The 13,750-nt window shown below is 77.1% G+C and carries 11 protein-coding genes; 8 read left to right on the top strand and 3 right to left on the bottom strand.

Going from position 1 to position 13,750, the window contains the following annotated elements; all coding sequences use genetic code 11:
- The first annotated feature begins 10 nt into the window (after positions 1-10).
- The 4 genes from ACF08D_RS22165 to ACF08D_RS22150 are packed head-to-tail and all read left to right on the top strand — an operon-like array spanning position 11 to position 5,629.
- Positions 11-2,335, top strand: coding sequence for a beta-ketoacyl synthase N-terminal-like domain-containing protein (locus ACF08D_RS22165; RefSeq protein ID WP_392224462.1), 2,325 nt, complete (start codon positions 11-13; stop codon positions 2,333-2,335).
- Positions 2,335-2,982, top strand: a complete 648-nt coding sequence (locus ACF08D_RS22160) for a hypothetical protein (RefSeq protein ID WP_392224461.1) — start codon at positions 2,335-2,337, stop codon at positions 2,980-2,982. The genes ACF08D_RS22165 and ACF08D_RS22160 overlap by 1 nt, the downstream gene beginning before the upstream one ends.
- Positions 2,979-4,166: a hypothetical protein gene (locus tag ACF08D_RS22155; protein WP_392224460.1), complete on the top strand. Its 1,188-nt coding sequence runs from the start codon at positions 2,979-2,981 to the stop codon at positions 4,164-4,166. Before ACF08D_RS22160 ends, ACF08D_RS22155 begins: the two co-directional genes overlap by 4 nt.
- On the top strand, positions 4,163-5,629 hold the full coding sequence (locus tag ACF08D_RS22150; protein WP_392224459.1) for a DHA2 family efflux MFS transporter permease subunit: 1,467 nt from the start codon (positions 4,163-4,165) through the stop codon (positions 5,627-5,629). The genes ACF08D_RS22155 and ACF08D_RS22150 overlap by 4 nt, the downstream gene beginning before the upstream one ends.
- A 25-nt stretch (positions 5,630-5,654) precedes the next feature.
- Here the strand turns inward: ACF08D_RS22150 and ACF08D_RS22145 are convergent, their stop codons facing one another.
- The 3 genes from ACF08D_RS22145 to ACF08D_RS22135 form a co-directional block, all read right to left on the bottom strand.
- Positions 5,655-6,302 (bottom strand): response regulator, encoded by a 648-nt coding sequence (locus tag ACF08D_RS22145; RefSeq protein WP_392224458.1) that lies wholly within the window; start codon positions 6,300-6,302, stop codon positions 5,655-5,657.
- Complete coding sequence (locus tag ACF08D_RS22140) at positions 6,299-7,375, bottom strand: sensor histidine kinase (protein WP_392224457.1); 1,077 nt, start codon at positions 7,373-7,375, stop codon at positions 6,299-6,301. The genes ACF08D_RS22145 and ACF08D_RS22140 overlap by 4 nt, the downstream gene beginning before the upstream one ends.
- Before the next feature lie 133 nt (positions 7,376-7,508).
- Entirely contained in the window at positions 7,509-8,480 is a 972-nt protein-coding gene (locus tag ACF08D_RS22135; protein ID WP_392224456.1) for a UbiA prenyltransferase family protein, read from the bottom strand.
- Between the two features lie 159 nt (positions 8,481-8,639).
- Between ACF08D_RS22135 and ACF08D_RS22130 the strand changes: the two genes are divergently transcribed.
- The 4 genes from ACF08D_RS22130 to ACF08D_RS22115 all read left to right on the top strand — a co-directional run bounded on the left by ACF08D_RS22130 (position 8,640) and on the right by ACF08D_RS22115 (position 13,730).
- A complete protein-coding gene (locus ACF08D_RS22130; RefSeq protein ID WP_392224455.1) occupies positions 8,640-10,448 on the top strand; it encodes a BTAD domain-containing putative transcriptional regulator in 1,809 nt (602 codons plus the stop codon).
- A gap of 164 nt (positions 10,449-10,612) precedes the next feature.
- Positions 10,613-12,238, top strand: coding sequence for a hypothetical protein (locus ACF08D_RS22125; protein WP_392224454.1), 1,626 nt, complete (start codon positions 10,613-10,615; stop codon positions 12,236-12,238).
- Between the two features lie 61 nt (positions 12,239-12,299).
- On the top strand, positions 12,300-13,064 hold the full coding sequence (locus tag ACF08D_RS22120) for a hypothetical protein (protein ID WP_392224453.1): 765 nt from the start codon (positions 12,300-12,302) through the stop codon (positions 13,062-13,064).
- 120 nt (positions 13,065-13,184) lie between these two features.
- Complete coding sequence (locus tag ACF08D_RS22115) at positions 13,185-13,730, top strand: DUF6344 domain-containing protein (protein ID WP_392224452.1); 546 nt, start codon at positions 13,185-13,187, stop codon at positions 13,728-13,730.
- The last annotated feature ends 20 nt before the right edge of the window (positions 13,731-13,750 follow it).

Below are 13,750 nucleotides of genomic sequence, written 5' to 3'. Positions count from 1 at the left end.
AGACACGGCCATGACAGCCATCGCACCCCCGAGCATCGCCCTGACGGGCCTCGGACTGATCACCGGAGCCGGTGACGACCTGGAGAAGGGCTGGGCGTCCATCGCGGCCGGCACCACCGGCATCCGCACCAACACCCTCTTCGACACCTCCGGACTGCTCACCGACTGGGCGGGCATGGTCACCGCCCCCCAGCCCGCCGGCCTGGACCGCTGCTACGCCCTGGCCGGCACCGCGATCCGCGAGGCCCTGCGGGGCAGCGGCCTCGACCTGGACACCGTGGACCGCGACCGGGTGGCCGTGGTGGTGGGCTCCAGCCTCGGCGCCATGCCGACCCTGGAGGCCACCCACCGCGACCTGGTGCGGGACGGCAGGCTGGACGCCGCCCGGGCGGTCGCCTCCCAACTGCCCTGCGTGGGCGACTGGATCGCGGCCGAGTTCGACCTGCGCGGCCCCCGCGTGGTCCTCTCCAACGCCTGCGCGGCCAGCGCCGTGGCCCTGGGGTACGCCGCCGAGCTGCTGTGGAAGGGCGAGGCGGACCTGGTGGTGTGCGGCGGCGTCGACCCGCTGGCCGAGCTGTCCGCGTACGGCTTCAGCGCGCTCGGCGCTCTGGACGCCGAGCCCTGCTCGCCGCTGTCCGCGTCCACCGGCCTCACCCTCGGCGAGGGCGCCGGCTTCATGGTCCTGGAGCCGGTGGAGCGGGCCGCCGCGCGCGGCGCCCGCGTCCTCGCGGAGCTGGGCGGGTACGGGCTGTCCTGCGACGGCCACCACCAGACCGCGCCCGACCCCAGCGGCAAGGGCGCCTGCGCCGCCATGGCCGAGGCCCTCGACACGGCGGGCCTCGCACCGGGCGACGTGGACTACCTGAACCTGCACGGCACCGGCACCCCCGCCAACGACGCCTCCGAACCGAAGGCGCTGCGGCGGCTGTTCGGCGAGGAGATCCCGCCCGCCAGCTCCACCAAGTCGATCCTCGGCCACACCCTCGGCGCGGCCGGGGCTGTGGAGGCCGTGGTGAGCACCCTCGCCATCGACCGGGGCACACTGCCGCCCACGATCAACACCCGGGGGATCGCCCCGCCGTCCGGCCTGGACGTCGTCCCGGACACCGGGCGCCCGGTCCACCCCGGCGTGGTGGTGTCGAACTCGTTCGCGTTCGGCGGCAACAACGCCTCCGTGGTGCTCCACCGGCCCGGCCTCACCGGCTCCCGCCCGCCGCGCAGGGCCGCCGTGCACGAGGTCGTCGTCACCGGGGTCGCGGGACTGGCCGGGTCGGCGGGCGGCACCGACGCGCTGGTCGCCGCCCTCGCCGAGGGGCGGCCCTGCTACGACGCCGTCGAGGAGGTCGCGGGGATCGGGGAGGTGCCCGTGGGCCGGGTCGACATCCGGGCCGCCGCACGGGGCATCAACCCCAGCAGGGCCCGCCGCATGGACCCGCTGAGCCTGCTCGCCGCGTCCGCCGTGGGCGACCTGTACGCCCGGCACGGCAAGCCTGCCCGGGCCGAGGCCGAGGCGACCGGGGTCGTCTTCGCCACCGGGTACGGGCCGGTGACCTCCGTCCTCCAGTTCCACGAGGGCGTGGTGCGGTCGGGCATCACCGGGGCCAACCCGTCGCTGTTCGCCAACACCGTCGTCAACGCCGCCGCCGGGCACGTCGCGATGCTGCACCGCTACCGGGGCTACACCGCGACCATCGCGGGCGGCGGCACCAGCTCGGTGCTCGCCCTCCAGCTCGCCACCCGGGTGATCGCCCGGGGCGCGGCCGAGCGGATCATGGTCGTGGTCGCGGACGAGTTCCCCGCGCAGGCCCTCGCCACCCAGGCGGCCCTGCCCGGTTACGCCCGGACCCCGCGCATCGTGCCGGGCGGCCGCACCGGGACCGTCCTCGGCGAGGGCGCCGCCGCCGTCCTGCTGGAGAGCCGGGAGGCGGCCACCGCCCGGGGCGCCCGCGTGCTGGCCCGGGCGCGCGGCTTCGGCGCCAGTGGCGAACCGGCGGGCATCGGCCGCATCGGCCGGGACGGCGCGGCCTGGGCGCGCTCCCTGGACGCCGCGCTCACCGAGGCGGACCTCGCCCCCGAGGGCGTCGGCACGGTCGTCTCGGCCGCCTCGGGGCACCCGCTGGTCGACCTCGCGCAGCGGGCGGCCCTGCGCCGCGCCGGGCTCGCCGGCCGGCCGGTCACCGTCCCGAAGGCGGTGACCGGCGAGACCTACGGCAGCGCGGGCGCCCTCGGCCTGGTCGCCGCCCTCGCCGGCGGGGCCGCCACCGGCCCGGTGCTGCTGTCCAGCTTCGCGTTCGGCGGCGCGTACGCGGCGGCCGTCCTCGACCCGGACGTGTGATGGGCGCCTCGACGGGGCTGCCCATCGACCCGGGCCCCACCGGGTACACCCTGGCGCCCGACGGGCCCGCGCCCCCGGGGGAGGCGGTGAACGTGCTGGTCACCCGGCACCGGCGGCAGCCCCGCGACCGGATGGGGCAGCGGCTGACCGCATCAGGCCGCTCCCTGATCGTCCGGGCGCTCACCACCCTGTACGGGGCCGGGCCCGCCCCCGCCGAGCTGGCGCGGGACGTCCACAAGCGCTGGTCGGTGCCCGCCCTGGGCCTGGCCGCGTCGGTCGCGCACTGCGCCGCGTACAGCGCCGTGGCCCTGGCGCCCGCCGCCCGTGCGATCGGCGTGGACATCCAGGACGAGCGGGACCGGCCGCACGCGCTGCGCTGGCTGGGCGAGCTGCTGGGCCGTCAGGGGCGGGCCAGCATCCGGGACTTCGCCGAGTGCGAGGCGCTCATCAAGGCGTCCCACCTCACCAAGGAGACCTTCGCCGGGACCCGGCTGCCGGACTGGCGGCCGGGCTGGCGGCCCACCGGCACCGTCCCGTACCAGGTGCGCTCCCTCGTCCTGTGGGCCGACGGAGCGCCGCCCCTCCACCTCGCCCTCGCCTGCGACGCACCCGCCCCGGTGCGCTTCCACCACCTGGAGCAGGAATGACCCCCACCGCCGTACGGCCCTACACCCGCCGCATCTCGCCCATCGAACGCGGCTACCTCAACGCCGCCGCCACCGGCACCCCCCAGCTCATCCAGATGGTGATCGAGGGGGAGGGCGCGCTCGACGCGGACGCGCTGCGGCGGGCGGCCCGCGCGGCGACCCTGGCGAGCCCCGGTCTCGCGGTGCGCCGCCGGGGCGCCCTGTGGCGCGCCGGCGGCACCGCCCCCGGGGTGGTGGAGCTGCCCGGGGGCACCGGCACCGACCACCCGTTCTTCCACCGCGACCTGCCGGTGGTCACCGGCCCGGTCTGCGAGCTGGGCCTGATCCCGGGCGAGCGGCCCCGGCTGGTGGTCCGCGCCAGCCATGTCGTCACCGACGGGCGCGGCCTGCGCGCATGGATCGGGGACCTCTTCCGGGCGCTGCGCGGCGAGGAGCCCGAAGGCTGCCCGGACACCGTGGACGACGGCCACTTCCGGGCGGCGGCGGGCGACGTGCCCCCGGCGCCCGGGGCCGCCCGCCTCACCGGGCTGCCCGCGATCCTCGGCCGGGGCCCCGCGAGCGGGCGCCCGCTGTGGCTGAGCCGCCGGGTGCCGGCCGGGCCGTCCGGGGTCACCGCCCGCGCCGCCGCCGCGCTCTCCCGCCACCTGGCGGGCGACACCGGCCGGCTGATCGTCCCGGTGGACCTGCGCCGCCACGACCCGGCGGTGCGCTCCACCGCCAACCTCACCTCCCGGCTGGTCCTCGACCTGCGGCGCGACGACAGCTGGAAGCGCGTCCACGGGGCGCTGGTCCGGGCGCTGCTCGCCAAGGCGGAGGTCGCCGCGCTGGAGGGGGACTTCCTGCGCGGCAACCCCTTCGCCAACAGCCTGGACGAGGCCCGCGGACTGGACGGCACCCGCTTCCCCTGCACCGCGATCGTCTCCGACCACGGGGAGGTGGACCCCGGCGCGTACAGCACGCCCGCGTTCCGCTGCACCTCGTTCCGCACGCTCCCGATGCTCGTCCCGTACGCCGAGATGTTCCTGAGCGCCTGCCGCACCGGCGGGACGACCGAGCTGACGCTGGCGTGCCGCGACCGCCCCGGCGCGCGTGACGCGGCCGGCTCCCTCCTGACCGACATCGCCGAGGCCCTGGACCCCCGCCGGGGCGGGCCCGGCGGCCCCCCGAAGGACGTCCCCGCATGACCCTCACCGCACGCACCGAACCCCCCGCCCCGTCCGGTCCCCCGCCCGGTGCGGCCCGGGCGGGCCGCACCGCCGCCCTCACCATCGCCGTGGCGATCGGCGGCGCGTTCCTGGCCCAGCTGGACACCACGATCGTCAATGTCTCGCTGGCCGAGACCTCCGCCCGCTTCGGCGCCATCACCCAGGTCCAGTGGGTGGTCACCGCCTATCTGCTGGCGCTGGTCGCCCTGATGCCGGCGGCGGGCTGGCTGGCCTCCCGCTTCGGCCCCCGCCGGGTCTTCGTCGTCTCCCTCGTGGTCTTCGGCGCCGGCTCGGCGGCCTGCGCCCTCAGCCGTACGCTCCCCGAACTGGTCGCCGCGCGCGGCCTGTCCGGTGCCGCCGCGGGGGTGCTCACCCCGGTCGCCACGATCCTGCTCACCAGCGGGATGCCGCGCGAACGGCTGGGCCAGGTGCAGGCGCTGAACGGCAGCGTCATGCTGCTCAGCCCGCTGCTCGGGCCCACCGCCGGCGGGCTCCTCGTGCACGCCTGGGGGTGGTGGGCGGTCTACGCGGTCAACGTCCCGCTGTGCGTCGTGCTGCTCCTGCTCGCCACCCGCGTCCGGAAGGACGGCCGGTCCTCCCCGGCGGACGGGGGCCGCCCGCTGGACGTCCTGGGCCTGGTGACCGCCGCCGCCTGCACGGTCGGCGTGGTCCTCGCCGTGCACTCCTTCGCCGGTACGGGGCTGTCGGCCCGTCCGGCGTTCCTGGTCCCGCTGGTGCTGGCCGCGGTGAGCGGCGCGGTGTTCGTACGGCACCAGCTCCGCGCCGCCGCGCCGCTGCTGGACCTGCGGCTGTTCTCGCACCGGGTCTACCGCACGGCCGCGACGACGATCTTCTGCCTCGGTTTCGTCCTGTTCTCGCCGATGATGCTGATCCCGCTGTACTTCGAGTCGGCCCGGGGCGAGAGCGCGGTCACCACGGGCCTGCTGATGTCGGCCGGCGGGCTCGGGGTGGTCGTCGCGGGCCTGGCCTGCCGCCCGGTGATGCGGAGGATCGGCGGCGGCACCACCGTCGTCATCGGGATCGTCCTCACCATGGTGGCGACCGTGCCGCTGACGACGCTGTCGGACACCACCTCCTACCCGCTGCTGTGCGCGGGGCTCGCGGTGCGGGGCCTGGGCACGGGCCTGACCATCGTCCCGGCGATGACCCGCGCCTTCGAGTCGATCGAGCCGCGTTCCATCCCGGACGCCTCCGCCCAGCTCAACCTGGTCCAGCGGATCGGCGGCACGGTCGCCCTCGCGGTGGCCACGGTGGTCCTGGAGCGGTTCGCCCGCTCCCACCACGGGCTGGTCCCGGGCGCGTTCGCCGACTCCTTCGGCGTCCTGCTCGCCGTCTACGGGCTCACCCTGGTCCCGGCGTTCGCCCTGCTGGCCGCGGACCGCCGCGAACGGGCCGCCCGCGCGGCGGCGGAGAGCGGGTGACGGTGTGGCGGAGGGCGCCGGCCGGTCAGTAACGGCGCTGCGGCTGCATCCGGTTGACCGCGTCGAGCCGGGAGGTGGCGCCCAGCTTGTCGAAGATGTTCCGCAGGTGGCGCTTGACGGTGCCCTCGGTGATCCCGAGGCGGCTGCCGATCTGGCGGTTGCTCAGCCCCTGGGCGACCAGCTCCATCAGCTCCCGCTCGCGGAGGGTCAGGGTGTCGGCGGGCTCCGGCTCCCGCTCGGGCCGGGCGGCCCGCGCAGAGGGCAGGAACATGGTCGTGCCGCCCGCCATGGCGCTGCGGATGGCCGCGACCAGGACCTCCCGGTCGGCCTCCTTGTGCAGATAGCCCGTGGCGCCCGCCGACAGCAGCGCGTCGATCAGCCGCCGGTCGTCGTGCATCGTCAGGACGATGATCCGGGCGTCGGGGGCCGCCTGCCGGATGCCCCGCAGATTGGCGAGCGGGCCGGGCCCGGGCATCTCCAGGTCGAGGAGCACCACGTCCGGGCGGTGCAGGCCCGCCATGCGGACCCCGCCGGGCCCGTCGCCGGCCTGGGCGACCACGGTCAGCCCCTCGTACATCTCCAGCAGCTCGCACAGCGCCTCGCGCAGCAGCCGGTGGTCGTCCACGGCCAGCAGCCGGATGTCGCCGCCGCTCTCCGCTCCCGCGCCGCTCATCGCCCGTCCACCCCGGCTCCGTCCAGCGGTATCCGCACCGCGACCCGGGTCCCCCGGTCCGGCTCGGCGATCAGCTCCAGCGTCCCGCCGAGCCCGGTGACCCGCTGGCGCATCGCCGCCAGCCCGCCGCCGCCCTCCCGCGCCCGCGGCAGCCCCACGCCGTCGTCGACGACGGTGGCGTGCACGACGTCGGGGAAGACGCTCACCAGGACGTCGACATGGTCCGCCCGCGCGTGGGTGAACGCGTTGCGCAGGGCCTCCCGTACGACGAGGAACAGCTCCTGGCGGGTGCGCTCGGGCAGCCAGGACTCGTCGCCGTCGATCCGGGAACGGACCTTCGCGGGGCGGTCGCCGGCGACGGCGCTGTAGGCGTCGATCTCCTCCTTGAGGCCCTGGTGCAGCTCGTCCACCCGCAGCCCGCCGACCATGGAGCGGGTGAAGCCGTAGACGTCGCGCAGCGCCTCGCGGGCGTCCGCCAGCCGGTCGCGCGGCGGGACCGCCCCGGTCTCCTGCTCCACGGCGTACAGGTCGAGGCAGCGCAGCGCCAGGCTGATGCTGCTGCCGATGTGGTCGTGCAGGTCGCGGGCGATCCGGTGGCGGCGGGCGGTGCTGGCCTGCCCCACCTCCCGCAGGGTCGCCGACTCGTAGCCGATGGCGGCGGCGCCGACCCGCGCGAAGACGGCCTCGTGCAGGGTCCGTACGGCGGTCAGGCAGCGGGACAGGGCGGTGCCGGCGGGCAGGTGCGCGGTGACCTCGGTCATCGTCCCGACCGCCACGTCGAACAGCACCCGGGCCGCGTGCACCGAGTCGACCGGCGGGACCCGCTCGGAGGAGCGCTGCACGCCGAGGGCCATCGACGCCAGCTCGGCCTCCTCGGCGAGCGTGGCCTCGGTGCCGTACAGGGTGTCGACGAACTCGCCGAGGATCTGCCGGGCCTGTCTCTCGCAGGTGGTCCACAGCTCCGGGCGGAGCGCGAGCGGATTGCCGGCCTCCCGCAGGCCGTCCGCGTAGCGGGCGACGGCGGTGTCGACAAGGGAGGACCGGTCGGTCCCCCGGTCGGAGGAATGTCCCACGGCGTGCCCCCATGTGGGGAAAACGGTCAGGTCAGGACGGGGTCATTCCCCACACTCACCCGCCTCGCGGGATCATAACAACGGCTTTGTCATATGCCGGTGAAGAACGGACAAGCTGGCTTTAAGGGGACGTTCACCCCCAGGCAAGAGCGGCCAGCGCGGCCAGATGGACGGCGTACTGGGTCACCATCCACGCCCGGTACGGGGCCCGGGGCCCCGCGCCCTCCCCGTGCACCGCCAGGCAGCGCCCGGCCACGCACAGCGCGCCCACGGCGAAGACGGCGGCGGCGGCCTCCAGCGGCAGCTGGCGCACCCACAGGGCGCCGGCCGCGATGGCCAGGGCCAGCGCCACCCCGGCGGCGGCGCAGAACCGCCGGGCGCTGCGCTCCCCGCGGACGACGGCCAGCGTGCGCCGGCCCGCGAGGGCGTCGCCCCGGGTGCTGCCCAGGTCCTTGGCGACGGCCGCTATCAGGCCCACCCCCAGCGAGAGCACCACGGCGAAGACGGCCGCCTCGGCGGTGAGCCCGACGCCCGAGGCGGCGACCCCGGCGAAGTAGGTCGCCCCCGCGGCGGCGCAGGTGACCGCCGAGGCGGACCAGGACCGGCACTTCGCCGCGACCGACGGCGCCGAGTAGGCGTACCCCAGGGCCAGGAAGACGGCCGCCGCCTCCGCCACCCGCCACCCCGACGCGCAGCCGAGCACCAGCCCCGCCAGCGCGGTCACGGCCACCGCCCGGCGCGCGGCCGACTCGGTCAGCCGGCCCCCGGCGAGCGGCCTGGTCGACCGGTTGGCGCGGTCCTCGCACAGGTCGCTCACCCCGTTGAAGACGTACACGCTCACCGTCGCCGCCCACCAGGCGACCGCGCCCAGCAGCAGATGCGGGGCGTCGGGCCGGTGGTGCGCGGCGGACGACGTCAGCAGCGCGCCCGTGACGAACCGCAGCACGAACATCGCCTGGACGAGCGGACGCGCCTCGCGCAGGCAGTTCCCCACGGTGCGCGCGGAGAGGCGGAAACCGGACGCCGCCGGGGGCGACGGGACCCCGAAAGCCGTGGCGGAGGAAGCGGACGTTTCGGGAAGGCGAGGGGCGAAAGCCGTGGTCATATGGCGAAACTAAGGTGGGAATGCGCCATTCCGATGTGTTTCTTTGGAGGTACGGCATGTGCCTTCGGGAGTACGCGCGTTGAATACGCGCGAGACCCGCCCCTAGCGTCGGCAGCGTCGCAATCACGCCGCACGACGCGGCCCTCGGGGGTGAGGACGATGGAGTTCCTGGTTCTGGGACCGGTGGAGGCACGGACGTCGGGACGGCCGGTCCGGCTCGCGGGCATGCGCCGCCGCCGGCTGCTGGCCCTCCTCCTGCTCCACGCCCGCCGCACGGTGTCGGTCGACACCCTGGTGGACGAGCTGTGGCAGGACCCGCCCGCCTCCGCCCGCCACCAGGTGCACAACGCGGTCCGCGACCTGCGCGCGGCCCTGCCCCCCGCCGGCGACGGCGCCGGCCTGGTCAGCACCGACATCGGCTACCGGCTGGACCTCCCGCCCGGCGCCCTGGACGTGCACCGCTTCACCGAGTGGACCCGCGCCGCCCGCGCCGCCCGCCGCGAGGGCCGGGACGCCGAGGCCGCCCGGCTGCTCCAGGAGGCCCTGGACCTCTGGCGCGGCGACGCCTTCGCGGGCATCGACTGCCCGGCCGTGACCGCCGCCGCCGCCGGACTGGACGAACAGCGGCTCACCGCCGTCGAGGAGCTGATGGAGCTGCGCCTCGCGGCGGGCGAGGCCGGCTCCCTGGTCGCCGAACTGTCCGCGCTCACCGCCCGCCACCCCCTGCGGGACGGGCTGCGCGGCAGCCTGATGCTTGCCCTCTACCGCAGCGGACGGCAGGCCGACGCGCTCGCCGTCTACGACGAGGGCCGCCGCCTGCTCGCCGGTGAACTGGGCCTCGATCCCGGCCCCCGCCTGCGCCGCCTGCACGGCGAGATCCTCGGCCACGGCCCCCGGGCGCAGCACCAGGAACGCCCGCCCGCCGCCGGGACCACCCGCCCCCGCCCCGGCCACGGCAACCACCTGCCGCGCGACCTGCCCGACTTCACCGGCCGCGCCGCCGAACTCGCCCTCCTGGAACGGGCCGCCGACGACCAGCCCCCCGGCACCCCCCGCACGGTCACCGTCGACGGCATGGGCGGCATCGGCAAGACGGCCCTCGCCGTCCACTTCGCCCACCGCCGCACCGCGGACCACCCCGGCGGGCAGTTCTACCTCGACCTGCACGGCCACAGCGCGGCCCGCCCGCCGCTCACCCCCGACGAGGCGCTGGGCATCCTGCTGGCCTCCGACGGGGTGGCTCCCGGCGACCTCCCGGCGGGCCCGGACGCACGCGGCGCCGTCTGGCGCTCCCGCCTCGCCGGCCGCCGCGCGCTGCTCGTCCTCGACGACGCGGCCGACGCCGCCCAGATCGCCCCGCTCCTCCCCGGCGCCGGCGAGACGCTCACCCTGATCACCACCCGCCACCGGCCGGCCGCCCCCGACGGCTCCCGCGCCCTGCCGCTGGGGGCCCTGCCCCCCGCCGACGCCGAGACCCTCTTCCGCCGCGTCGCGGGCGGCACCCGCACCGGTACGCCCCTCACCGAGACCCTCGCCCTGTGCGACCACCACCCGCTGGCGCTGCGCCTCGCCGCCGGGCGACTGCGCGACCGCCCCGCGTGGACCGTTCCGGACCTCGCCGAGCGGCTGCGCACCCCCGCCGGGCGCACCGCGCTCCTGCGCACCGCCGACCGCGACCTGATGGCCCTCCTGGCCCTCTCCCACCACCGGCTGCCGCCCGCCGCCCGGGCGTTCCACCGCACCCTCGCCCTGCACCCCTCGCCCGTCCACGACATCCCCGGGGCCTGCGCCGCCACCGGCCTCGCCGCCCCGGACGCCGAGCGCCTCTTCGACACCCTCATCGACCACAACCTCGCCCACGAACCCCGCCCCGGCCGGCTCGTGATCCCCCCGCTCCTGCGCGACTGCGTCCACAGCACGGCGCCCCCGGCCCCCGGCGCCGTCCGCCACCTGACGGCGGTGGCCTGACCCGGCCCCCGCTCCGCCATCGCGGTGCACTCCGGCACGGACAGCGCAATCACCGGCCGCCCGGCTTTCCGGCCCCCAGTACGTGACGGACGCTGCCGCTGTCCGGGCACACCCGAGGACCGGAAGGGACCCCTGGGATGGCGGTCAGGCACACCCCCACCCGTATGCGAGCGTTACTCCTCTCCGCCGGCGCGCTGCTCGTCGTGGCGCACGCCGGCGGCTGGCCGCTCCTCTCCCGCCCCCCGCAGGCCGCCGCCGACGGCGCGGGGCGGGCGGCACTGGTCCTGACGGTGACCGTCAACAAGAAGACCCCCCGGCAGGCCGAGCGCACCGGCGTCCGCACCGGCCACCCGGTCGTCAAGCGCTACCGGCTCACCAACCGCTCGGGCGCCGACCTCCACCGCGTCACGCTCACCGACCCCTCCGTACCGCGCGGCGCCCTGCGCTGCCCCCGCGGCCAGGGCTTCTGGATGCGCGGCATGACCTCGGTGCTCTGCACGGCCCGCTTCCCCGCCGCACCGGGACGGCACGCCGCCACCGCGCGCGCCCGGGGCGAGATCCCCTCGCTGGGCCTGCGCCCCACCGCCACCGCCCGGGCCGGCTACCAGGGCGTGGGCGGCGCCCTGGCGCTCGCCGTCTCCGTGCGCGACGCCGTGGCGCCCCGCACGGTGGTCCGGTACGTCATCAGCAACCCGGGCAACCGCACGGTCCACGACCCCCGGCTCACCGACGCCGGACTGGGACGGCCACCCCTGAACTGCGGCGGGCGGCCCGGCCCGCCCCGGGCGCTGGCCCCCGGCGCCGTCGCGGTGTGCGAGGCACGGCCGGCCGGCCTGCGCCCCGGCCCCCACCGCGCCGCCCCGGAGGTCCGGGGCAGTGACCGGCTGTTCACCCTGGGCCCGACCTGCACCCGGCCGGCCCCGCCGCCGGTGCTGGTGGCACGGGCAGTGGCGCCCTTCGTGGTGGCCCCGCCCCCACCGCCACCGGGCGCGGGTGGTGCTGTGGCGGGCGGGGCTGGTGGTGTCGGCGGTACGTCGGTGGTTGGCGCGGCGGGTACGGCGGCTGGTGCGGCTGGTGCGGCCGGTGGTGCGGCTGGCGCGGCTGGCGCGGCCGGTGGTTCCGGTGGTGCGGCCGGTGCCGCTGGGGCCGCCGCCGCGCGGGCCGCCGCCGGGGTCGCCGGTACGGCCGCCGGTGTCGCCCCCGTCCCCGCGCCCGGCGCCCCGGGAGCACCGGCCGCCCCGGGCACGGCTGCCGCGGGTACGCCGGGGGCCGCCGTCCCGCCCGGCGCGCTCGCCCCGGGCGCGGCGGGTGCCGCGTTCCTGACGCCCCCGGCTCCCTTCGCCCCCGGTGCCGTCGCCCCGCCGGCCGTGATCCCGCCCGGCCTGGCCGCGCCCGGCCTCGTACCCCCCGGTCTCGTACCCGGCCTCACCGCGCCCGGGGCGGCCCCACCCGGCCTCACCCCGCCGGGAGCCGTCCCGCCCGGAGCCGTCCCGCCCGGGGCCGTCCCGCCGGGAGCCGTCCCGCCCGGGGGCCTCGCCGGGCTGGCCGGCACCGCGGGCGCCGCCAGCGCGGGTGTCGGCCCGGGCAGCGGCACGGGCAGCGGGGCGCGACCGCCCGGCGAGGCGCGGCCCGACGGCCCCCGCACCCCCGCCACCGCCCCCGACGGGGGGCTGACCGCGCGGGCGGACGGGGGCTACCGCCGGGACGAGTCGCTCAGCCCGGCCGTGTTCCTGCTGCTGCTCTTCCTCCCGGCGGCGGCGCTCGTCGTCCTGGCGAGCCGCCGCCTGTAGCACCCCCGGAACGCACCGCCGGATCCCCGGGAGCGCCGCGCGAGAAAGGAGAGGAGCGGTCGTGGAGCATGTGATCGGAACCCTGGCCCTCGGGCTGCTCGCCGCACTGGTCGCCGCCGCCGCCGTCGTGGCGTGGCGCCACTTCCACCCCGCCGAGGCGGACGAGGAGGAGGGCGGCGGTGAGGTCGCCGAGTACATGTCGATGATGATCGCGCTCCTCTACGCCCTGCTGCTGGGCCTCGCCCTGGTCTCCGTCTGGGAGCTGCGGGGCGACGCGGAGAACCACATCTCCACCGAGGCGGGCGCCCTGCACCAGATGACGGTCCTCGCCGAGGGGCTCCCGCCGGAGCAGCAGCGACGGGTGGAGGCGGTGGCCGAGCGGTACGCCGTGCATGTCGTCCGGGACGAGTGGCCGCGGATGCGGCAGGGCGGCCCGCCGGCCGACACCGGGTGGGGCCTGGTGCGCCAGCTGCGCGCGGTGGCGGCCGCGCCGCCCGACGCGTCCTCGTCCCAGGAGGTCACGGCGCTGGAACTGCTCGGCCAGCTCAGCGCGCTGGACGACGCCCGGCGCGGCCGGGAGGCGGTCGCCGAGGAGACGTTGTCCCCGGTGCTGTGGGCGGGGATCTTCGTGGGGGCGGTCCTGTCGGTCGGGATGCTGTTCTTCTTCGGGATCGGCCGCAGCCCGGGCCAGCTGATGATGGCGATGGGCATGGTGGTGCTCACGGTGTTCCTGGGGCTGCTGATCCACTACCTCTCGACGCCCTTCGGAGAGGTGATGGGGGTCGGCCCCGACCCGTTCACGCGCTACTTCCCGGTGGCGGCCTGAGCCGTACGGGTGGTGTTCATCGGAAGATCTGCGCAGCGCCGACGTCGCTCCGTGCCTTCTCGAGATGCGTACACATCATGAGAAAGGTATGTAGATCGCTCAACCCGAAAGCGAGGGGCCATGACCGACGTCGAGTGCACGCACGCCACCCATGTCACACCCGCCACGCACGCGAACACCACCTTCTGGACCGCGCTGTTCTCTCTCCTGACCGCGATCCTCACCGCTCTCGGCCTGAAGCGCACGCCGAAGGCGTCCGTTCCGGTGATCGCCGCCCCGGTGGCCGTTCCCCCGGCCCGCGCCGCCCGCGCCGCCCGTTCCGCCGCGCACTCCCCGGCCCCGGCCCCGGCACCCGATCCGGTGCCGCTGTGCTGCGCACCCGCCTGGGGTCCCGGCCGGGTCCGGTCGCTGCCGCCCACGATCAAGCAGCGCATCCGCGCGGAGGCGCACGGCTCGTCGCCCTCCGTACGCCGCCTGCCCGCCTTCGCCGTACCGCAGCCGGCCGACGCCTCCGACCCGACCGTCCGGGCGGCCGTGACGACCGGCGCCACCACCGGCGCCGTCACGAGCACCACCGCTCCGGCCGCCGCCGGGCACGGAACGGCCGGCCGGGCCGCCGCTGTCGACGTCCCGGCCGGCCGCACCGACCTCGCACTCGCCGCCTAGGGCGCGTCCTCCTGGGACAG

Source organism: Streptomyces sp. NPDC015131, assembly GCF_043079975.1.
GTDB lineage: Bacteria > Actinomycetota > Actinomycetes > Streptomycetales > Streptomycetaceae > Streptomyces.
Note: the sequence above shows the minus strand (reverse complement) of the source record. Positions and strands in the feature narration are given on the sequence as shown.

Excerpts from the sequence above, each read along its gene's own strand:
- ACF08D_RS22165 (WP_392224462.1), top strand. The coding sequence starts at position 11 with ATGACAGCCATCGCACCCCCGAGCATCGCCCTGACGGGCCTCGGACTG.
- ACF08D_RS22160 (WP_392224461.1), top strand. The coding sequence starts at position 2,335 with ATGGGCGCCTCGACGGGGCTGCCCATCGACCCGGGCCCCACCGGGTAC.
- ACF08D_RS22155 (WP_392224460.1), top strand. The coding sequence starts at position 2,979 with ATGACCCCCACCGCCGTACGGCCCTACACCCGCCGCATCTCGCCCATC.
- ACF08D_RS22150 (WP_392224459.1), top strand. The coding sequence starts at position 4,163 with ATGACCCTCACCGCACGCACCGAACCCCCCGCCCCGTCCGGTCCCCCG.
- ACF08D_RS22145 (WP_392224458.1), bottom strand. The coding sequence starts at position 6,302 with ATGAGCGGCGCGGGAGCGGAGAGCGGCGGCGACATCCGGCTGCTGGCC.
- ACF08D_RS22135 (WP_392224456.1), bottom strand. The coding sequence starts at position 8,480 with ATGACCACGGCTTTCGCCCCTCGCCTTCCCGAAACGTCCGCTTCCTCC.
- ACF08D_RS22130 (WP_392224455.1), top strand. The coding sequence starts at position 8,640 with ATGGAGTTCCTGGTTCTGGGACCGGTGGAGGCACGGACGTCGGGACGG.
- ACF08D_RS22125 (WP_392224454.1), top strand. The coding sequence starts at position 10,613 with ATGCGAGCGTTACTCCTCTCCGCCGGCGCGCTGCTCGTCGTGGCGCAC.
- ACF08D_RS22115 (WP_392224452.1), top strand. The coding sequence starts at position 13,185 with ATGACCGACGTCGAGTGCACGCACGCCACCCATGTCACACCCGCCACG.